This is a genomic window from Pseudomonas sp. OE 28.3, from assembly GCF_014268205.2.
Classification (GTDB): Bacteria; Pseudomonadota; Gammaproteobacteria; order Pseudomonadales; family Pseudomonadaceae; genus Aquipseudomonas; species Aquipseudomonas edaphica.
In genome coordinates this window covers 1,401,862-1,422,400 of record NZ_CP077082.1, presented here as the reverse complement: position 1 = coordinate 1,422,400, position 20,539 = coordinate 1,401,862, and the positions used below count along the sequence as shown (strand labels likewise).

Sequence of the window (20,539 nt, the reverse complement as noted above, 5' to 3'; positions counted from 1 at the left end):
GTAACTGCCGGCAGGAAATGATCGCGAGGGAAACAGTTGTAAAAGAAGGTGGCCAGCAAACCGTTCGTGTCTAACGCAACACAATCATTCGGCCTAATAGTGTGTGCTGTTCAAAACCCAGCACCGCCTGCAGGGCATTTAAAACCGCCACTGGGTCCTTGCTCGGAAAACTGCCACTGACACGCTTGGCGCCCATCTCGTCGTTCAGCAACAGAATGCGCCCCGGATAGTAACGACTCAGGTCCTTGACCACGTCAGCCAACGGCGCTTTGTAGTAATTGAGCCAACCGTCACGCCAGGCCAGGCGGGATTCACTGTCGACCGCGTGCATCGATTCGGCCACACCGTCGGCGTAAGCCACTTGCTGGCCTGCGGTCAGAATTTGCTGTTGGCCTTGCCAGGATGGCGTCACGCCAACCCGACCGGACAACACCGTCACTTGCGCGCCCGCCGGTTGCAGGCGCACTTCGAACTGTGTGCCCAACACCCGTGCTTCGCCGCTGCCGGCCTCGACCACAAAGGACTGGCCGGTGTGGGTCACGCTAAAAAAACCGGCACCGCGACGCAGCTGGATATGCCGCTCACCGTGGCTGAAATCCACGGCGATGGCGCTGTCGGCATCCAGGGTCACTTGGGACTGGTCGGCCAGGGTCACGGTCTTCACTTCCCCCGGTGCGGTCACGTAATCGGCGCCGAAGTCATCAACCCAACGCGACGGCTGCCACCCGGCGCCCATCGACACCATCACCAGCAGGCACGCGGCCATGGCCAAGGCGCCGGACCAGCGAACGCCGCGCGAACGTTTCGAGGTGTTCATCGCGTTGAGGTAACCCTGCAAGGCCAGGGCGTCTTCGCCCGCCAGTGTGCGCGCCGGTACTTCGCTTAACTCCCACAGCACCTGGGCCTGGGAATAAGCCTCGACGTGGGCAGGATCGGCCCGCAACCAGCGGCTGAAGGTGGCCTGGTCGCCACTGCTGGGCTGGTCGTGTAACAGGCTCAGCCAGTCGAGTGCGGCCTGCTCCTGGGCGGGCGTGGGGGTGACGTTCACGGTGCTTTCCCTGGCGTGCGTGGGGGCGATGGTTCGCGAAGGCTGGCCTTGCAGGCTTCAAGGGCACGCATCATATGTTTTTCCACAGCGCTTTGGGACAACCCCATGGCCTTGGCGATTTCGGCGTACTTGCGGCCATGAATGCGGTTGAGCAAAAAAATCTGCCGCGTGCGCTCCGGCAGGCTGCGCAAGGCGGCTTCGACATGGCGCAGATCATTGCCCGCTTCGAGTGCCGCCTGGGGTTCGCAGCCCTGATTGTCCTGTTGCTCCGGCAGCCAGCCTTCGCTGCTGCGTACGCGGGCGCCTTCGCTGCGCAAATGGTCGATGGCAATGTTGCCGGCGCAGCGCAGCAAGTAAGTGCTGAGTTCTTCGACCTGCACCAACGGGCGGCGCCAGAAGCGCAGGAATAAATCCTGTACCAAATCAGCCGCCGTGGCGCGGCACCCCACCCGGCGACTGACCAAGGCTTCCATTTGCGAACGCTGGGACAAAAACACCTGCAAAAAATGCGCACGTCCACCGGCCGCATCGGTGTGCGGGCTGTCCTGGGATTCGGGTGGCGTGCTGATCATCATCACTGGCTCAGCATAAGGCGAAGGCCGCCACAGGGCTGACCAGCAGGCCGGCGCCCGCCAGGATCAGGACCAGCCTTGGTCGATACGGCAACAGCAACACCAGCAGCAGCGCGCTGAGCATCAACACCGCGCACCACTCCACCAACCCTTGGGCCCAACCTGAAGCGGCAACGGCGGGCCAGATCGACACGCCCAGCAACAACCAACCGGCCATGCGCAGGCTTGAGCGCCGCGCGGGCGACGGCTTGCTGTGCAGCAACTCGCCGTGATGGCGGTCGGTGGCCAGGCACAACGCGGTAAACCCGGCGTAGCACATCAACAGGGCGAGCAGCATTCAGTGCGCCTCCTGCTTGAGCGTCATTGCCCGCACACGTTCGGCCTTGGGTTGCGTGCGGTGTTGCATCTTCCACGCCGCCCAGGTGAGGAACAGGCCACTGGCCAGGCAGGTCAGGTCGAAGCCGGCCATGGCCCAGTCACCCTTGGCCAATGACGTACCCAAGTGCTGCGAGGTGGTCAGTGCGTTGAGCAGAGGGATCGCCACAAACAGCAGCGCAGCGAAGCTCAGTTGCTCGACCCAAGCCTGGCGACCACGGCGCAATACGGCGTGCAGCAGGCTCAGGCCCCAGGCGATAAAGAAGGTTTGTATTTCCCAATCGGAACGCTCGGCGAAGCTGACCGGCAACAGGCGGTTGGCCCAGAAAAACGCCGCGATGGCGATCATCAAGCCAGACATGCTGGCGATGTTGAGCACTTCCACCAGCCGCAGTTCAAACGGCATCGCCCCGGTTTTAGCGTGCCTGAGCTGGCGCTTGCCCAACCAGATCACCAGGCCGGTGCCGATCATCGCCGTGCCCGCCAGGCCACAGATAAAGTACAGCCAGCGCAGCACCGGGCCAGCGAAATGGCCCATGTGCAGGCCATAGAAACTGCCGCCAATCGCCGCCGGCAGCGATTGCTCGCCACTGACCCGCAGCAACTCGCCGGTGCTGCCGTTGAATGACACGCTACTGCCAAAATCATGCACCACACGGTCGGAGCCGGCCCGCACCACATTGACCGACGCGTTCACATCGCCAGGGTTGTTGACCACCAAACGGCCCACATGCCCACCGGCCCATTGCGTGCGCGCCTGCTCGTACATCGGCCATAACGGCAGCAACTTGCCCGGTTGGCCGAGCGCCGGCGCATTGTTGGTATTGGGGAACACTTCGTTAAAGAACGCGCGGCTGTCGTTGCCATACGAGGCCAGGATCGGCGCCGGCATCACCATGTTCATGAAGATCACCAGGCTGCTGTAGGTGATCATCAAGTGAAACGGCAGCACCAGCACGCCCACTGCGTTATGCCCGTCGAGCCACGAACGCTGGCCCTTGCGCGGGCGGAAGGTGAAGAAGTCCTTGAAGATTTTCTTGTGGGTGATGATCCCGGTGATCAGCGCGACGAACATCACCATCGCGGCGATCGTCGACAGCCAGCGGCCCCATGGGTAAGGCATTTGCAGCTGGAAGTGGAAGCGGTAGAAGAAATCGCCGCCCATGCTTTCGCGAGCCTGGACCGGTTGAGCGCTGACAGGGTCGAGGACTTTCTGGATGAAGTTGCCGCGTTTGCCGGGGTCGATCTTGTCTTGCCACATCACCGACAGGCCAGGGTCACGGCTGTTGGGCAGGGTGATAAACCAGCGCGCGGCGTTGGGCGCCTGCTGCTGCAGATAGGTTTGCGCGGCGGCGAGGCTGCGCGCCGCGTCCAGCGGATGGGCCTGCACTTCGGGCTGCATCCAGTGGGTAATTTCGTCTTTGAAATAGGCCAGGGTGCCGGTCAGAAAAATCGCAAACAGCAGCCAGCCGAAGATCAGGCCGGCCCAGGTGTGCAACCAGGCCATCGCCTGGCGAAAGCCCTCTTTCATGTGCGTGCCATCCAAAAACCCACGCCCGCCAGGGTGGCAAATAACGCGCTCGGCAGCATCACGCCAAACCAGGCGCGCGAGGCTGTGCGGCAGGCGAAGCACCAGATGACGGCCAGCAGATAGAACACAAACGAACTCATCATCCCGGTGATCACCGCGTCGGCGCGCGAGGTGGGCATCCACAGCGCCATACACACGGCCGCCAGCGACGCCATCAGATAGCCGCCGACCACAGCGGCCAATGCACGCGAGGTGACGGCGAGGCGGTAAGAGACGGCCAGTGAGGGTTTGCTTTTCATCGGGGAGACGCCAGATTCATCAGCGCGCAATATTAATGATAAATATTCTCATAAGCAAAAGAGAACGGATGAATCACCTGCCCGCATGGATTGCCGAACGCGTATCACGCCCATTACAATGCGAACAATTCTTGTTCTCTAAAGTGCATAGATACTTTCGGAGTGAACGCGTTGCAGCCGTCCAACACCGTCGAAGTCCTGTACCACGACCATCACCTCTGGCTTACCGGCTGGTTGCGACGCAAACTCGGCTGCCCGCAAAGCGCGGCGGACCTGGCGCAAGACACCTTCATCCGCGTGCTCACGGCCCGCGAAGCCCCCACGCTGATCGAGCCACGCGCCTTCCTCACCACCGTGGCCAAACGTGTGCTGTTCAACTTCTACCGCCGCCAGGACCTGGAGCGCGCCTACCTCGATGCCCTCGCGCAGATGCCCGAACACGTGGCGCCCTCGGAAGAAGACCGCGCCATCATCCTGCAAACGCTGGTGGAGCTGGACCAACTGCTCGACGGCCTGCCCGTGCAGGTCAAGCGCGCCTTTCTGCTGGCCCAGCTCGACGGCCTGACCTACGCGCAAATCGGCGCCGAACTGGGCATCTCCATTGCCACGGTCAAACGCCATCTGAATAAGGCAGCGATGCGCTGCTACTTCGCCCTATGAACTTTTCTACCCAGGTTGCGGAACAGGCTGTGCACTGGCTGATGAAAATGCAGCAAGGTGCGCTTAACCCGCGCCAGCAAGCGGCGTGGCAGCACTGGCTGAATGCCCACAGTGAACATCAGCGCGCATGGGACCATATCCAACGCGTCAACCAGCGCCTGCGTGGCATGCCCTCGCCTCTCGCTCACGCAGCGCTGAACGCGCCGCAATCGAGTAGCCGACGCCAGGCCCTGAAGCTGTTGCTGATTCTCGGCGCGGGTTCAGCCGCCGCTTGGGGCTTGCGCCAGCAGCATATTTTGCCGCCGCTGAGCGCCGACTACCGCAGCCCTATCGGCGAGCGTCGCAAGGTGCAGCTGGCCGATGGCAGCCAGTTGCAGCTCAATACCGGCAGTGCAGTGGATGTGCATTTTGATCGGCAGCAGCGCCTGATCCGCGTGCTTGAAGGCGAGATATTGCTGACGGCGCGCGCAGGTGATACGCCGCTGCGCGTACTCACCGGCCAGGGTTTGCTCAGCAGCCAGGCGGCCCGGCTGAATGTGCGCCAGTTCAACGACCATACTCAACTGGCGGTGTTTGACGGCCATGTCGACGTGATGCCCAACAGCTACAGCGGTTTGCCGTTGACCGTCGAGGCCGCGCGCCAGGTCAATTTCACCCGCAAAGGCTGGGACACGCCGCGCCCGAACGACGCCAACAGCGGCGCCTGGGCCGACGGCATGCTGGTGGCGGCGCATATGCGCCTGGACGATTTCCTCGCAGAGCTTGGCCGTTATCGCCGGGGCCAGCTCAACTGCGACCCGCAAGTGGCCAACCTGCTGTTGTCCGGCAGTTATCCATTGGCCGACAGCGAACGCATTCTCGACCTGCTGGAAGTCAGCCTGCCGGTCAAGGTGCGGCGCTTTACGCGCTACTGGGTAACCGTTCAGGCCCGCGCCTGAAAAATTATTTTCAAGAACAGTGAGCCGTTTTCCACACCTCGCGTGACAGAGAAGGAAAGCCCCCTTGATCCTTCCTTCTCAGGACCGCACGTCATGCCCCAGCAGCCGACCCCTCTCGCCCGCACCTTGCGCCAACTGTTACTGGGCGCCAGCCTCAGTTTTACCGTACTGCCTCAGGTGGTGGCGGCCGAGGCCAAGCCGTATCACATCGCACCGGCCTCGCTGGAAGCCGCGCTGAATCAATTTGGTCGCGAAGCTGGCGTGTTGATTTCGTTCGGTTCGCAAGTCACGGCCGGCCTGCAGAGCCGTGGTTTGTCGGGCAATTACAGCGCCGACGAAGGCCTGCAAAAACTGCTGGAAGGCACCGGCCTGCAAGCCCGCGCCGAGGGCGACAAGGCCTATAGCCTGCAACCGGCCAGTGCGCCTGCGACCGTGGAGCTGCAAACCTCCAGCGTGGTCGGCGACTGGCTGGGTGACGCCGCGCAAACCAATGTGTTCGAGCACCCCGGCGCCCGTGACGTGATCCGCCGTGAAGAATTCGAACGCCAAGGCGCCACCCAGGCCCGCGATGTGCTCAACCGCATCCCCGGCGTCAACGCCCCGGAAAACAACGGCACCGGCAGCCATGACATGGCGCTGAACTTCGGCATTCGTGGCCTCAACCCGCGCCTGGCCTCGCGCTCCACCGTGTTGATGGACGGCATTCCGGTGCCGTTCGCGCCCTATGGCCAGCCGCAGTTGTCCTTCGCGCCGATCAGCATGGGCAACATGGACGCCGTAGACGTGGTTCGCGGTGGCGGTGCCGTGCGCTACGGCCCGCAGAACGTCGGCGGCATCGTCAACTTCGTGACCCGTGCAATCCCGGATACGCCGACCGTCAAAGGCGGTTTGCAGACCGAGACCAGCCCGTCCTCCAGCCATGACGGCTTCAAGACCACCGGTAACCTGCTGGCTGGCGGCACTGCCGATAACGGTTTGGGTGGTGCGATCCTGTACTCCGGCACGCGTGGCGGCGACTGGCGCGAAAACAGCAACACACGCATCGACGACCTGATCCTCAAGGGCAAATACCAGCTGGACGACGCCAACAGCTTCAACGCCATGGCGCAGTACTACGAAGGCCAGGCCGATATGCCCGGCGGCTTGAACGTCAAGGACTACAAGGCTGACCCGTACCAATCCACCCGCCCTTACGACAAGTTCTGGGGCCGCCGCACGATGTTCAACGCTGGCTACCGTTACCAGGAAGACCGCCGCGAATTCACTGCCAACACTTTCTTCACCACCACGTTGCGTAATGGCTACCTGGACCAGGGCAACTTCCTCTCGTTGTCCCCGCGCGAATACTGGGTACGTGGCCTGGAAACGCGCTTCGCCCAAGGCTTCGATCTTGGCCCTACCAGCCATGAAGTGGGCGTTGGCTACCGCTACATCAGCGAGGCCGGCCATGAGATGCGCTACCGCACGCCGATCAGCGCCAACCAGCAACTGCCCAACACCAACAGCCGCAACGACCGCGACACCCGTGGCGCCACCGAAGCCAACGCGTTCTTCATCGACGACCGCATTGATATCGGCAAGTGGACCATCACGCCGGGCGTGCGCTACGAGATGATCGAATCCCAGCAGACCAACAACCTGAGCAACGTCAAATACAAAGGCGACTACAACACCGCGCTGCCGGCGTTGAACGTGCTCTATCACCTCACCGAAGACTGGAACCTCTACGCCAACACCGAAGGTTCGTTCGGCAGCGTGCAATACAGCCAGATGCCCAACCGCGTGAGCAGCGGCGAAGTAAAACCGGAAAAAGCCCGCACCTGGGAACTCGGCACGCGCTACGACAACGGCAGCCTGCGTGCGGAGATCGGCGCGTTCCTGATCAACTTCGACAACCAGTACGACAGCAACCAGACCAACGACACCGTGATCGCCCGTGGCGAAACGCGCCACCAGGGCATCGAGTCGAGCATCAACTACGCCCTCGACGGCTTGAGCCCGGCGCTCGCGGGCTTTGACGTGTACGCCACCTACGCCTATGTGGACGCGACCATCCGCGAAGACGGCCCGAACAAAGGCAACCGCGTGCCCTTCTCGTCCAAGCACAAAGGCACGCTGGGCGTGGGTTACACCGAAGGCCGCTGGAAGCTCAATGTCGACAGCAGCTACCAGAGCAGCCAGTTCGCCGACAACGCCAACACCCAGGCCGAAACTGCCGACGGCGCCAACGGGCGTATCCCCGGCTACATGCTGTTCAGCAGCCGCGCAGCGTATGACTTCGGCCCGCAACTGTCGGACTTGAACGTGGCGGTCGGAGTGAAAAACATCTTCAACAAGCAGTACTTCACGCGCTCGTTCGACGACAACAACAAAGGCAAATATGTAGGCGAGCCTCGCACGGTGTACGTGCAGACCTCCATCGCGTTTTAGGTACCGGCGAGGCTGAGAAGGCGGCGGCACTGGCGAAACATAAGCTGCCTGACCCACCGCTTTCGCAGCCTCGCTAAAGCTCGACAGCTCCCACAGGGGATCGGCTGTGTTGGTTAGATCTCAGTTCGTAGGGCCATCGCGTCATACACAAATCCCGCCAGCGACAAGGCTCAAATGTGGGAGCTGTCGAGCCCCGGCGAGGCTGCGAAGGCGGCGGCACGGGCGACACATAAGTTGCCTGCCCCACCGCTTTCGCAGCCTCGCTAAAGCTCGACAGCTCCCACAGGGGATCGGCATTGTCGTTTAGATCTGCATTGGCCGACTCTAACTGCCTGCCAGGCAACTCGGGGTGCCGGCCACCAAGGCGTCGATGGCGCAGCGCGTCTTGGCTGGCATGTGTGCGGCCGTCGGCCAGATCACGTGGATTGGCGCAGGCTGGTCGCGGTGGCTTGGCAGTACCGCTTCCAGTTGCCCGCGCAGCACGTAATGCGCAATCAACCAGCTCGGCAACCAGGCCAGGCCCACGCCCGCAATCGCGGCATCGGCCACGGCCTGGAGGTCGTCGAGCATCAACAGCGAAGGCACACCGGGGCGCTGCGAGGTATTGCAACGGTAGGCAATGCCTCGGTGGGCGGCGAGGTCGTCGATAGCGTTGATTGGCCCGACCCGCTGCAAATAGGCCGGTGAAGCTGCCAGCCCAACAGACTGTTCGCCCAGGCGACGCGCACTCAGGCGGTCAGTGTCCGGCAGCGGACCAATGCGCACGGCCACGTCGAAGCCTTCCTGTGCGAGATCGATCAGCCGGTCAGAAAACGAAATCTCGATCTCCAACGCCGGGTAACGATCCATCAACCCCCACAACGCTGGCGCCGCGTAATGATGACCGAAAGCCAAAGGCAAGCTCGCCCTTAAACGCCCGCGTGGCTGTTGCCGGCCGCTCTCCAACACCGATTCGGCAGCTTCCAGCTCTGCCAGCGCACGCAAACAATGTTCGTAGTACGCCTGCCCATCCTCAGTCAGACGCTGGCGGCGGGTGGAGCGCTGCAACAGGCGAGTGCCCAAGCGCGCTTCGAGGCGCGCCAGGCCTTTACCCACGGCCGAACGCGTAAGGTTCAGTCGTTCGGCAGCCTCGGTCAGGTTGCCGCTCTCGACGACTTGCAGAAAGAGCTCAACACCATCAAAACGCGGAGTGGCCATGCTTAATTGTCGCCCTTAATTCCCTTATCAAAGGAAAACTTATCACGAATAAAGAATTCTGCTCCCGCGAGAATAGCGCTCTCCCCCAAGCAAAAGGAATATCCCATGCCGCCCGCCGCCGCCGTATCCGCCGTCAGTGCCCCGCGCACCGCCAGAGATGGCCTGGCACTCACCGCCGTGTGCCTTGTGGCATTGATGTTCGGCCTGGAGATCTCCAGCGTGCCGGTCATCCTGCCAACCCTGGAACAGCAGTTGGGCACCGGTTTTCAGGATGCGCAATGGATCATGAACGCCTACACCCTGGCCTGCACCAGCGTCTTGATGGCCGCCGGCACCCTGGCCGACCGCTTTGGACGGCGGCGCATGCTGGTGTTGTGCCTGTGGCTGTTTGGATTGGCTTCGCTGGCCTGCGGGCTGGCCAATGAGGCTTCCACACTGATCGCCGCGCGTTTCGTGCAAGGCATAGGCGCCGGGGCGATGATGATCTGCCAGTTCGCCATTCTGTCGCACCAGTTCCGCGAACCGGCGGCACGCGCGCGGGCCTTCGCGGTATGGGGCGTGATCGCGGGCGTGGGCCTGGGCTTCGGGCCGATGGTCGGCGCGTTGATTCTGGCAGTCGCGGATTGGCGCTGGGTGTTCCTGGTGCATGTGCCGCTCACGCTGCTGACCTTGCTGCTGCTGCGCATCAGTGTGCAGGAATCCCGCGACCCGGCCGGCCATCGGCTGGATATCGCCGGCATGCTGACCTTGACGCTGTCGGTGTTCGCCCTGGTGTATTTCATTACTCAGGGCAGCGAAAACGGCTTCGGCAGCCCGGCGATGCTTGGCTGGGCCGGTTTGTCGCTGGTCGGGCTGCTGCTGTTCATCGTGGTTGAGCGACGCAGCGCGCACCCGATGTTCGATTTTTCGGTGTTCCGCATCCCGCGCTTCAACGGCGCGCTGATGGGGTCGATCGGCATGAATTTCAGTTTCTGGCCCTTCATGATCTACCTGCCGCTCTACTTCCAGGCCGGCCTGGGCTACGACACGCTGACCACCGGCGCGGCCTTGCTGGCCTACACGCTGCCGACCTTGCTGGTGCCGCCGCTGGCTGAACGCCTGGCCCTGCGCTTCGGCGCCGAACGTATTATCCCGCTGGGCCTGGGTTTGATGGGCGCAGGTTTTATCGCCATGGCGGCAATCAATGCGGCGCAGCAACCGAGTATCGTCTTAGTGCTGTTGAGCTGTGTGTTAGCAGGCGTGGGACTGGCGCTGACCAACTCACCTACCACCAACACCACCACCGGAGCCGTCTCGGCCGACCGCGCAGGCATGGCCTCGGGTATCGACCTCAGCGCGCGACTGATCACGCTGGCGCTGAACATCGCCTTGATGGGGCTGGTGCTGTTGCTGGGCATCGGCCATCACCTTTCCAGCCTGCTGCCTGCCACCACGGCGTTGGATTGGCCCACCATCAGCCAGAACATTGCAGCAGGCAAGCTGGATATAGCAGGACTGGAACCTGCGCAAGCCCAGGCCGCGCTGCGCCATGGCGCCGGCTGGGCCATGCTCTTTGCCGGCCTCGGTGCTTGCGGATTGGCAGGCTTGAGCCGGTACTTCTTCCAGCAGCGCCGCTAAACGAAAACGGGCCTGCAGATGCAGGCCCGTTTATTGGGGTTGAAAAAACACTCAGCTATCAGCTGTTAAGCGCAGCCTGTTCGTTTTCCAGAAATTCCTCTTCCAGCTCGGCCTCGTCAGCCTTGGTATCAGGCAGGCTCTGCCCTGCGGCGCGTGGTTTGCCGCGCAGTTTGCCGTACAGATGTTCCAGCGCATGCTCAAGCTTGGTGGCGGCGCCATCGATCGCCTGTTCCAGCGTATCGGCCTTATGCAGGACCGACAGTGGTTGATGGCCCTTTGGCCGTGCTTCCAGACGGCAACTCAGATCGTGGGGGCCGGGCTTATCGCCGTTTTCATCTTTCAGATAGACCTCAACGCGGGTCAGGTCTTCCTCATAACGTTCGAGCGTGCTCTCAATGGTAGTACGTACCCACTCCTCCAGTCGGATGCTGCTTTCAATATGGTTATCGCTATTGACTTGGATTTGCATAGTTCTTCCCTTATTTCAGCTAGCTCGCGAGAGGTCACAACTGCGACACCGGGGTGGTGAAACCATGACCTCTTGATTACACAATTGAGCAGTCAGAAGAACATTTCAACCCCTTTGCAAAGATAAATCCCACATTACAAATTAACCCTGACGACGAGCAAAAACGCTGTTAGGGTGGGGAGTTGGTTACATCTTCTTACGCTCAGCGAACCTTACAATTGCCCCTCTCCCAACGGGTGCAATCCGCGAAAAATCCCTGCTTCCTCTACCAGCCAGTCATGCACCGCACGCACACCCGGGTGGCTCAACGCGCCCGGTGCATACAGCAGCACATAACGTTTGTGGTTGGGCACGGCCAGGCCAAAGGGCACGATCAAGGTGCCGCGCTCCAGCTCATCGTTGAGCAAGGTACGCCGCGCAATCGCCACGCCCATACCCGCGATAGCCGCCTCGATGGTCAGGTGGTTGCGGTTGAAGGTGTGGCCGCGCCGCACGTCGGCGTCGTGGTAGCCGATAGCATTCAGGTAAAACTCCCACTCGGCGTATTCATAACTCCCACGCCACGCGGTGATGTCGTGCAACAGCGGGAAATGCACCAGGTCCGCCGGGCCATGCAGCGGCGGCCTCCCGCGCAGCAGGCTCGGCGCGCACACCGGAAAGATCTGTTCATCGAGCAGGGCTGTGGATAACAGGCCGGGGTAGCTGCCGTCGTTCAAGTCGATGGCCAGGTCGAAGTCGCCCTCGTGCAGGGCGATGCTGCTGTCTTCGGCGACCATGCGCAGTTGGATATCCGGGAAGCGCTGCTGCAGACGCGGCAAACGTGGGGTCAGCCATTTGCCGAGAAACGACGGGATTGAACGCAATCGCAACGTACCGCTGATCATCCCCGCATCCAGCCGCTGCAACTCCGCATCGATGCTGCCGTAAGCCTCGCCCACCGTCGCCGCCAGCCTCTGCCCTTCGGCACTCAACTCCACGCCACGGGCGCGCCGATGAAACAGCCGAAAGCCCAGGCGCTCTTCCAACTGGCGAATTTGCTGGCTCACCGCCCCCGGCGTGATGTGCAGTTCTTCGGCGCAGCGGGTGAACGACAAATGCCGCGCGGCGCAAGAAAACACGTGCAACCAGACATAGGTCTGGCCATGGAGAGGGCGAGTCATAGCGTTTAGTCCTGCTAAAGGGTGTCTTAGGATAATTCGTTGGTCAGTGCCGATCCAGAGGCTCAGTATCGCGCCAATTCCGCCTGCTCTACAAAACATGGCAGCGATTTCTACTCCATTGCTTGTAAGGCTTTAGCATGGCTATCAGTGTTTTCGATCTATTCAAAGTGGGCATCGGCCCGTCCAGCTCCCATACCGTCGGCCCGATGCGCGCAGCGGCGACCTTCGCCCAAGCCCTGACCGACCAGCATTTGCTCAGTGAAACGCGACGTATCGAAGTGCGCCTGTACGGTTCGCTGTCCGCCACTGGCGTGGGCCATGCCACCGACCGCGCCACCGTGATGGGGCTGATGGGCGAATGGCCAGACAAGGTCGACCCCACCTCGATTAATGCGCGTATTCAGCAATTGCGCGAATCCGGCCGATTGCTGCTCGCAGGCTCGCAGGACATTGCCTTCAACTGGCACACCGACCTCCTGCTGCTCGACGAGAGCCTGCCCTACCATCCCAACGCCATGTCCCTGCACGCCTATGGCGAAAACGGCCTGCTGAGCGAACAAACCTATTATTCGGTAGGCGGCGGTTTCATCATCGAAGCGGCTGAAGCAGCCTCGGGCATCGCGCCTACCAGCGATGTTGAATTGCCCTACGACTTTTCCAGCGCCGTCGAACTGCTGGCCTTGTGCAACAAGCACGGCCTGCGGGTTTCCGAGCTGATGATGGCCAATGAACGCGCGTGGCGCAGCGATGAAGAAATCCGCAGTGGCCTGCTGCATATCTGGTCGGTGATGCGCGAGTGCGTGGAGCAAGGCCTGCGCGATGAAGGCATCTTGCCAGGCGGCCTGGACGTGCCGCGCCGGGCGGCGAAATTGCACCGCAGCCTGTTGGAAATCGGCAAACCAAACGTGATCACTTCCACCTTGTCGGCCATGGAATGGGTCAACCTGTTCGCCCTCGCCGTCAACGAAGAAAACGCCGCCGGTGGGCGCATGGTCACCGCGCCGACCAATGGCGCAGCAGGGATCATCCCGGCCGTGCTGCATTACTACATGAAGTTCAACGCCGATGCGTCGGATGACGATGTGGTCAATTTCTTCCTGGCAGCCGCTGCCGTGGGCATTCTCTGCAAGAAGAACGCTTCGATCTCCGGTGCCGAAGTCGGCTGCCAGGGCGAAGTCGGCTCGGCCTGCGCCATGGCCGCTGCCGGCTTGGCCGACATCCTCGGCGCCACACCGGAGCAATTGGAAAACGCTGCCGAAATCGGCCTGGAACACAACCTCGGCCTGACCTGCGACCCGGTCGGCGGCCTGGTGCAAGTGCCGTGCATCGAGCGCAACGCCATCGCGGCGGTCAAGGCGATCAACGCCACGCAAATGGCCCTGCGCGGTGACGGCAAACACTTTATTTCCCTGGACCGGGTAATCCGCACCATGCGCGATACCGGCGCCGATATGCATGACAAATACAAAGAAACTTCACGGGGCGGCCTGGCGGTCAGCTGGGTGGAGTGCTGATCGGAGCACTTCTACCCGCCCCCTACGTGAGCCCGCGCAAAAATAATAACGAGGCAATATCGATGACTGATGTACGTACACCTGCCGCTGAAAACCCTGCTGTTGCTGTAGATAACGTTTTAGATAACACCGTAACCACCGGCTGGACCAAACACGACACCACCTGGATGCTCGGCCTCTACGGCACGGCCATTGGCGCGGGCACCTTGTTCCTGCCGATCAACGCCGGCGTTGGCGGTTTCTGGCCGCTGATCGTGCTGGCGTTGCTTGCCTTCCCCATGACCTTCTTCGCTCACCGTGGGCTGACGCGCTTTGTGCTGTCGGGCAAATCCGGTGATATCACCGAAGTGGTCGAAGAACACTTCGGCGTGGGCGCGGGCAAGTTGATCACGCTGCTGTACTTTTTCGCGATTTTCCCGATCCTGCTGGTGTACAGCGTGGCGCTGACCAACACCCTCAGCAGCTTCATGGAACACCAACTGCACATGGCCCCGCCGCCTCGGGCGATTCTGTCGCTGGTGTTGATCCTCGGCCTGATGGCCATTGTGCGCTGCGGCCAGGGCGTGATCGTCAAAGCCATGAGCGTGCTGGTTTACCCCTTCGTCGCCGCCCTGCTGTTGCTGGCCGTGAGCCTGATCCCCAACTGGAACGGCGCGTTCTTCGCTTCCGCCAGCGAAGGCATGCCGTTGCCGCTGTTCTTCAAGACCCTGTGGCTGGCGATCCCGGTGATGGTGTTCTCCTTCAACCATTCGCCGATCATTTCCGCCTTTGCCGTTGACCAGAAGCGCGTCTACGGCCCACAAGCCGAACGCAAAAGCAGCGGCATCCTCGCCACCGCCCACGGCATGATGGTGCTGACGGTGATGTTCTTCTGCTTCAGCTGCGTACTGGCCCTGTCGCCGGCTGACCTGGCGGCCGCCAAGGCGCAGAACATTTCGATCCTGTCGTACCTCGCCAACCACTTCCAGACGCCAGTGATTGCTTACGCCGCGCCGTTGATCGCGCTGGTGGCCATCACCAAGTCCTTTCTCGGCCACTACATCGGCGCCAGCGAAGGCTTCCAGGGTTTGATCGTCAAATCCCTGCGTGGGCGCAACCGCTCGATGTCGTCCAAAGGGCTGGAACGCTGCACCGCACTGTTCATGGTCCTGACCTGCTGGGCCGTGGCGACCTTCAACCCGAGCATCCTGGGCATGATCGAAACCCTGGGCGGGCCGATCATCGCGTGCCTGTTGTTCCTGATGCCAATGTACGCGATCCGCCGCGTGCCATCTCTGCGCCAGTATTCGGGTCAGGTGTCGAATGTGTTTGTGGTGCTGATCGGGTTGATTGCGCTGTCTGCGATCGTTTTTTCGGTTTTGCCCTGAAATCGAACACAACCCACACCCCCTGTGGGAGCGGGCTTGCCCGCGATAACGGTCTGTCAGTCAGAAATTATTTAGCTGATACACCGCAATCGCGGGCAAGCCCGCTCCCACAGGGGTCAGGCGCAGTCAGGCAAGTCGCTATACGGCACGCCCCTTGCTCTACAGCTACCGAGGCAAACGGACCTTGTGAAACCTCAGCGACGGAGTGGCCGGTGGTCAGGCAACGCGAACTAAACCAGGCACCGGTCGTCAATGACTGCATGTTCTTATCAGGCGGTAACGCACCATGGACAATCCTTTTCAGATCATCACTGACACCTTCACGCCCACCTACCGCGTCAACCTGAGCATCCAACGGCTCGACGGCAGCATCATGCTCACCCTCTCGGACGAGACGGGCGTGGTGGCCAAACGCATGATCAGCGCCGAACAACGCAACGACCCGCAACGACTCAAGCGCCTGGTACAAAGCATTCAGTTCGGCATCGCCATCGAGCAGGGTCACAGCGCCATGGAGATTCTGGCGGTGATGACGGATGGCGACAGCCACAAATTATTGCAGCCGCCGCCCGCCCGCACCCTACCCTTCAGCGTCGGGCTTTAAAGCTCGCCTTTCTCGGTTTCCAGGCTCGCCTCGCCCTTGCGACGCGGGCCTTCGACCTTCACCGACGGGAACGCCGACGAGGCATAGCGCACCACCAGAATCGAGAACGCCAGCAACAGAATGCCGCCACACAGGTAGATGATGCCGATGTCCGGCGGGTTGTGGTGCGACACGTTGGAGATCAGCAGGCGCGTCAGCGCGGTGATTGCCACGTAGATCAGGAAGCGCACGGGCATGTGGTTGGTCTTGAAATAAATCCCGACCATTGCGCCCAATTCCAGGTAGATGAACAGCAGCAAGATATCATCGATCTTGATGTGCCCCGTCTCCAGCATCCCCAGAAACTCCATCACCGCCGCCCAGGCCGTCACCGCACCAATGGCGAACAACGCCAGGTAGTGGAACGTCTCGACAAACAGATTGCCCAGCGACTCGGCCAGCCCATGGACTTGCTGACGCAGCTTTTCGGCCCAGTTAATTTTCACGATGAAGCTTCCTTAGGTCGATTCGACCGGATATTGCGGGTTAGACGTGACGGTTGTTCTGCATGCAGAAAAAAGGCCAGCGGCAGGTATAAGATGATGGCGGGGTGACATGAGGCACTGCAAACCCCTATTTACCGGCTACATTAAAAAACTGCTACCCAAACCTCGTGGTTTGGCTTACCCTTTTTACTGTATATGAATACAGTGGTCGCATAAGACAACTATCGTGAAGGCATGTGAGGTGGTGAATGGCCGTCGAAGTGGTATACCGCAGCAGCCGAGATCTGGAGCGTTTGTTCATGGATAAAGCCGAAGCTGATCGTCATGACAAGATGCTTGAACTCGCTGAGTTGCTGGCAGAAGTGTTGCAAAAAGCCGTGCCGTCCCTGAGCGAGCAGCAGGTGGAGGAAGCCGGGATCTACATGGCGAAGAATCGCGATGTGTTTGCCAAGGCGTTCAAGAGCCAGCCGGACGCATTGTCCGAGTTGCTGAACCCGGCGGCAGAGTAAAGCCCGAATTGAACAGGCCCTGAATCATTGATTCAGGGCCTTTTTAATGCCTGGATTATTTGTAGAGCAGGCGCTCGGCCAGTTCATCGGCCACCCGTGCAGGGGAGCGTTTTTCGGCCTGGGCGTGGGCAAAGATCTCGGTGAGGCGTGTGCCGATATTTGACAGGTGCGCGGTGATACCTGGCAGCTCGGTGCCGGCGTGTTTGAGGGCGACGTAGATCAGGCCGCCGGAGTTGATCACGTAGTCCGGGGCGTAGAGGATGCCGCGCCCCTCTAACTGGTCGGCGATGTCCAGGTTGCTCAGTTGCGCGCTGGCGGAGCCCGCCACGGCAGCGCAGCGCAATTGGCCGACCGTGTGGCGGTTGAACACCGCGCCCACACCGCACGGCGCCAGGATGTCACAGGGTGTGCTGAGCAACGCATCGTTGGCGATAGGGTGTGCGCCCAACTGCTCCATGGCCAATTGCACCTTGCCGTGATCGATGTCGCTGACCAACAGTTCGGCGCCCGCCGCGTGCAGCTGTTCGGCCAGGGCATAACCGACATTGCCCAGGCCCTGGATCGCGACGCGCAAACCTTCGAGGTTATCGCTGCCCAGGCGCGCCATGGCAGTGGTGCGGATGCCGGTGAACACGCCCATGGCGGCATGCGGTGCCGGGTCGCCGGCGGCCGTGGTGCTGGTGACAAAACGGGTGTGTTGGGCGATGCAGTCCATGTCGGCAACGCTGGTGCCGCTGTCGATCGAGGTCACAAAACGGCCGTCGAGTTTTTCAATGCAACGGCCAAACGCTTCAAACAGCGCGGCGCGGCTTTCCACGTGCACGGGGCGGATAATCACCGCCGTGCCACCGCCCACCGGCAAGCCGGCCAGGGCGGCTTTGTAGCTCATGCCTTGGGCCAGGCGCGCGGCATCGGCTACGGCACTTTCATCGTCGGGGTAAGCAAGATAACGGCAACCGCCCAAGGCAGGGCCGAGGCGGCTGTTGTGGATGGCGATGACGGCCTTCAACCCGGTGACCGGGTCGATGCTCAGGTGCAGCGATTCAAGGCGGGTGCTGTGCATAAGCGCAAACATCGTCAGGCTCCCGAATCACTTCTGGTAGAGGCCCCAGTATAGGCTTGCGGTAGAAAACTGCTGAATCACGCTGGAATAAGCCGCCAGGTTTCGTAGGCATCACGACATAAGCACGCAGGACATTTCTTAAGTTACTGGACGAAAATTCACAGCAAGGCTAAAACGTGGGCATCCGCCGGAGAATGCAATGAATCCCCGCAAAGCCTTTTTCGCCTGCCTGGACCGCTCACCGCCTTCGCTGTTTGAAGCCGCGTTGTGGATGGCGGCTGAACACGATCCGAGCGTGCAACCCGTGCTGATCCTGCAAGACCTGACCTTGCTGCAACAACAGGTCAGCGTCGGTATGCCCATGCTGCCAGCGGATGAGCTCGGCCAGCCGTTGCTGCGGCGCATGAATGACTTGGGGTTTGCCCAGGATGACTCCACACCGCTGCGCCCCACCGCCGCGCTGCTCGACAAGGTACTGCAGCGCAAACGCGGCCAGCCCTTGGCCATGGGCCTGATCGCGCTGGAGCTGGCGCGGCGCCTGGATATCCCCATGGTGGGGGTTAATTTCCCGGGCCATTTCCTGCTGCGAGTGCCCGGTGCCGACCACCTCTTGGACCCCTGCGGCGGCCGGCGCCTGTACCCCAACGACTGCCGCGAGCTGTTGCACCGCCAGTACGGGCCAAACCTCAAGTTGCAGGCCGAGCACCTGCTCACCGCCGAACCGCGCGCGATACTGCAACGGCTGTCACGTAACCTGCGCCAACTGCACCTGGCCAATGACCACCCGCTGTCGGCCCTGATTGATGCCGAGCGCGTGCTGGAGTTGGGCAACGCCAGCGCTGCGGATTACCTGGCGCGGGCCAGCCTTTACCAGCGCCTGGACTGCCCGAGCGCCGAGCGCTTTGACCTCGAGCACGCACTGCTGCTCAGCGAAGACCCGATCCAGCGCCTGCGCCTGACCGAGCGGCTGGGGCATTTGCCACCCAACACCGTGGTGCATTGAACTACTTATTTTTGGCGATCAGGATTTATTGTGGCGAGCGGGCTTGCCCCGCGTTGGGCTGCGCAGCAGCCCCAAGACAGTCACCGCATTTCTCCAGACACACCGCAGTGGCAGGTTTTGGGGCCGCTTCGCAGCCCAACGCGGGGCAAGCCCGCTCGCCACAACAAGCCAGCTCCCACATTTGATCTGCGTTGAATCAATGATTGGCCGGCGCCTTGAGAATATCGCTGTGCAATGGACCCTGCGGCGCGTTGGAGCCAGGCGAGCGCACTTGAATGATCAGCAGCGCCGCAATCACCGCCGGAATCGCGCAGAAGAAGAAAATCTGCTCCACCGGAATATGCATCGCCAGCAACATGCTGCCAAACAACGGCCCCAGGATTGAACCAAAGCGCCCCACGCCCAACGCCCAGCCGGTGCCGGTAGCACGCACATGCGCCGGATAGAAGTTGCTGGCGAAGGCGTTGAGGGTCAGTTGCCCACCAATAATGCAGAACCCCGCCGCGAACACACAGGCCACCAGATAACGCGGGTTGTCGTGGTTCAGCCCGAGCAAAATCGTGCACACAGCAGCCGCCGCCAGCACGCCGGATAGCAGCCGCACTTTGCTTTTCAGGCGGTCGGCAAACCAGGCCATGCCGATGGCGCCCAAAGTGCCGGCAAACAGGAACATCGAGGTCACAAGGTTTGCTTGCTTCAACGTCAGGCCGCTTTCCAGCAACAGCGTCGGCAGCCAGCTGATCATGAAATACAGCAGGATCAGGCTGACAAAAAAAGTGGCCCAAATCAGTATGGTCGGACGCGCGTAGCCGTTGCGAAACAGCTCCACCACCGTGAGTTTGCTGCCCTGCTCCTGAAGATTCTCTGCCTCGCTCGCCAGCGGCGGCTGCCAGTCGGGCAGCATGCGCGCCGTAACCTTTTGCAGTCGCGCATACGGCGGCGCATCCCGCAGCAAACGCGGCAAGGATTCCGGCAGCAACCACACCAGGAAGGGGAACAGCAGCAACGGCGTCACCCCGCCTGCCAGAAACACCGCCTGCCAGCCGTAGCCTTCGATAAAACCTGCGGCTACAAACCCACCCGCCGCGCCACCGAACGAGAAGCCGCAGGCGGCCAGGGTCACCATCAAGGTACGCATGCGCGGCGGGGAATATTCCGACATCAACGCCATGGCGCTGGGCATCGCGCCGCCCATGCCAATGCCGCAGATAAACCGCGCGGCCATCAGTGTGGTCAGGGAGTTGGCGAACACCATCAGCACGGTGAGGCTCGCGTAGATCAGCACGCAGGCGAGCAGGATACGGCGCACACCAAAGCGGTCGGCCAGCGGCGTTACCAATAACGAACCCAGGGTCAGGCCCAACAGGTTGGCGCTGAATACCGGGCCGAACGCGGCTTTTTCCAGCCCCCAATCCTTGGCCAATGCCGGCACTACGTAGCCCAGCACCTGGGCGTCATAGCCGTCGGTTACCAGCAGCAACGCCAGCAACAGGAGAATCAACCACTGGTAGCGCGACACCGGACGGGCGTCGAGTGCCGCGCGAAAGCTGGCAATCTGATTGTGCATCGCAAGGTACCTGTTATTTTTATAAGGATGACGCGGATCAAACTGTGGGAGCTGGCTTGCCTGCGATGACGGTGTGTCAGCCAGCGAATGATCAACTGATAGACCGCTATCGCAGGCAAGCCAGCTCCCAC

Annotated in this window: 20 protein-coding genes; 9 read left to right on the top strand and 11 right to left on the bottom strand. The window is 61.5% G+C overall.

Going from position 1 to position 20,539, the window contains the following annotated elements:
* Positions 1-70: 70 nt before the first annotated feature.
* Genes HU759_RS06310 through HU759_RS06290 form a run of 5 tightly spaced genes read right to left on the bottom strand, consistent with a single transcriptional unit; the run spans position 71 to position 3,825 of the window.
* Positions 71-1,048: a FecR family protein gene (locus tag HU759_RS06310; RefSeq protein ID WP_186616781.1), complete on the bottom strand. Its 978-nt coding sequence runs from the start codon at positions 1,046-1,048 to the stop codon at positions 71-73.
* Positions 1,045-1,623 (bottom strand): RNA polymerase sigma factor, encoded by a 579-nt coding sequence (locus HU759_RS06305; protein ID WP_017135158.1) that lies wholly within the window; start codon positions 1,621-1,623, stop codon positions 1,045-1,047. Before HU759_RS06305 ends, HU759_RS06310 begins: the two co-directional genes overlap by 4 nt.
* 7 nt (positions 1,624-1,630) lie before the next feature.
* On the bottom strand, positions 1,631-1,957 hold the full coding sequence (locus HU759_RS06300) for a DUF3325 domain-containing protein (RefSeq protein ID WP_017135159.1): 327 nt from the start codon (positions 1,955-1,957) through the stop codon (positions 1,631-1,633).
* Positions 1,958-3,526: a PepSY-associated TM helix domain-containing protein gene (locus tag HU759_RS06295; RefSeq protein WP_186616780.1), complete on the bottom strand. Its 1,569-nt coding sequence runs from the start codon at positions 3,524-3,526 to the stop codon at positions 1,958-1,960.
* On the bottom strand, positions 3,523-3,825 hold the full coding sequence (locus tag HU759_RS06290) for a DUF3649 domain-containing protein (protein WP_026013535.1): 303 nt from the start codon (positions 3,823-3,825) through the stop codon (positions 3,523-3,525). Before HU759_RS06290 ends, HU759_RS06295 begins: the two co-directional genes overlap by 4 nt.
* Positions 3,826-3,996: 171 nt before the next feature.
* On the opposite strand from HU759_RS06290, the gene HU759_RS06285 reads away from it, so the two are divergent.
* The 3 genes from HU759_RS06285 to fecA all read left to right on the top strand — a co-directional run bounded on the left by HU759_RS06285 (position 3,997) and on the right by fecA (position 7,853).
* Positions 3,997-4,485, top strand: a complete 489-nt coding sequence (locus tag HU759_RS06285; protein WP_099548693.1) for a sigma-70 family RNA polymerase sigma factor — start codon at positions 3,997-3,999, stop codon at positions 4,483-4,485.
* A complete protein-coding gene (locus HU759_RS06280) occupies positions 4,482-5,423 on the top strand; it encodes a FecR domain-containing protein (RefSeq protein ID WP_099548470.1) in 942 nt (313 codons plus the stop codon). The genes HU759_RS06285 and HU759_RS06280 overlap by 4 nt, the downstream gene beginning before the upstream one ends.
* Positions 5,424-5,516: 93 nt before the next feature.
* Positions 5,517-7,853 carry a TonB-dependent Fe(3+) dicitrate receptor FecA gene (gene fecA, locus HU759_RS06275; protein ID WP_170036326.1) on the top strand — a complete coding sequence of 779 codons (2,337 nt, stop codon included), beginning with the start codon at positions 5,517-5,519 and terminating at the stop codon, positions 7,851-7,853.
* A gap of 324 nt (positions 7,854-8,177) precedes the next feature.
* On the opposite strand, the gene HU759_RS06270 is transcribed toward fecA, so the two are convergent.
* Positions 8,178-9,050: a LysR family transcriptional regulator gene (locus HU759_RS06270; RefSeq protein WP_017135165.1), complete on the bottom strand. Its 873-nt coding sequence runs from the start codon at positions 9,048-9,050 to the stop codon at positions 8,178-8,180.
* 105 nt (positions 9,051-9,155) lie between these two features.
* Here HU759_RS06270 and HU759_RS06265 point away from each other — a divergent pair, with 105 nt between their 5' ends.
* The gene (locus HU759_RS06265) at positions 9,156-10,667 is read left to right on the top strand and encodes an MFS transporter (protein WP_186616779.1); all 1,512 of its coding nucleotides are present in this window, start codon (positions 9,156-9,158) and stop codon (positions 10,665-10,667) included.
* A gap of 58 nt (positions 10,668-10,725) precedes the next feature.
* Here HU759_RS06265 and HU759_RS06260 read toward each other — a convergent pair whose 3' ends face one another.
* The gene (locus tag HU759_RS06260; protein ID WP_017135168.1) at positions 10,726-11,136 is read right to left on the bottom strand and encodes an HPF/RaiA family ribosome-associated protein; all 411 of its coding nucleotides are present in this window, start codon (positions 11,134-11,136) and stop codon (positions 10,726-10,728) included.
* Positions 11,137-11,348: 212 nt separating this feature from the next.
* The gene (locus HU759_RS06255; RefSeq protein WP_017135169.1) at positions 11,349-12,296 is read right to left on the bottom strand and encodes a LysR substrate-binding domain-containing protein; all 948 of its coding nucleotides are present in this window, start codon (positions 12,294-12,296) and stop codon (positions 11,349-11,351) included.
* Between the two features lie 137 nt (positions 12,297-12,433).
* On the opposite strand from HU759_RS06255, the gene HU759_RS06250 reads away from it, so the two are divergent.
* From HU759_RS06250 to HU759_RS06240, 3 genes are all read left to right on the top strand, one after another.
* Positions 12,434-13,810, top strand: a complete 1,377-nt coding sequence (locus tag HU759_RS06250) for an L-serine ammonia-lyase (RefSeq protein ID WP_186616778.1) — start codon at positions 12,434-12,436, stop codon at positions 13,808-13,810.
* Between the two features lie 62 nt (positions 13,811-13,872).
* Complete coding sequence (locus HU759_RS06245; RefSeq protein WP_017135170.1) at positions 13,873-15,177, top strand: serine/threonine transporter; 1,305 nt, start codon at positions 13,873-13,875, stop codon at positions 15,175-15,177.
* A gap of 286 nt (positions 15,178-15,463) precedes the next feature.
* Positions 15,464-15,781: a DUF3509 domain-containing protein gene (locus HU759_RS06240; RefSeq protein ID WP_099548463.1), complete on the top strand. Its 318-nt coding sequence runs from the start codon at positions 15,464-15,466 to the stop codon at positions 15,779-15,781.
* Here HU759_RS06240 and HU759_RS06235 read toward each other — a convergent pair.
* Complete coding sequence (locus HU759_RS06235; protein ID WP_017135172.1) at positions 15,778-16,266, bottom strand: phosphate-starvation-inducible PsiE family protein; 489 nt, start codon at positions 16,264-16,266, stop codon at positions 15,778-15,780. The genes HU759_RS06240 and HU759_RS06235 overlap by 4 nt on opposite strands.
* Before the next feature lie 248 nt (positions 16,267-16,514).
* Between HU759_RS06235 and HU759_RS06230 the strand changes: the two genes are divergently transcribed.
* The gene (locus HU759_RS06230) at positions 16,515-16,775 is read left to right on the top strand and encodes a YebG family protein (RefSeq protein WP_003188807.1); all 261 of its coding nucleotides are present in this window, start codon (positions 16,515-16,517) and stop codon (positions 16,773-16,775) included.
* 55 nt (positions 16,776-16,830) lie between these two features.
* Here HU759_RS06230 and HU759_RS06225 read toward each other — a convergent pair whose 3' ends face one another.
* On the bottom strand, positions 16,831-17,850 hold the full coding sequence (locus tag HU759_RS06225) for a Glu/Leu/Phe/Val dehydrogenase dimerization domain-containing protein (RefSeq protein ID WP_017135173.1): 1,020 nt from the start codon (positions 17,848-17,850) through the stop codon (positions 16,831-16,833).
* 187 nt (positions 17,851-18,037) lie between these two features.
* On the opposite strand from HU759_RS06225, the gene HU759_RS06220 reads away from it, so the two are divergent.
* Entirely contained in the window at positions 18,038-18,841 is an 804-nt protein-coding gene (locus HU759_RS06220) for a transglutaminase family protein (RefSeq protein WP_186616777.1), read from the top strand.
* Between the two features lie 196 nt (positions 18,842-19,037).
* Here the strand turns inward: HU759_RS06220 and HU759_RS06215 are convergent, their stop codons facing one another.
* Positions 19,038-20,408: an aromatic acid/H+ symport family MFS transporter gene (locus tag HU759_RS06215; protein WP_017135175.1), complete on the bottom strand. Its 1,371-nt coding sequence runs from the start codon at positions 20,406-20,408 to the stop codon at positions 19,038-19,040.
* Between the last annotated feature and the right edge of the window lie 131 nt (positions 20,409-20,539).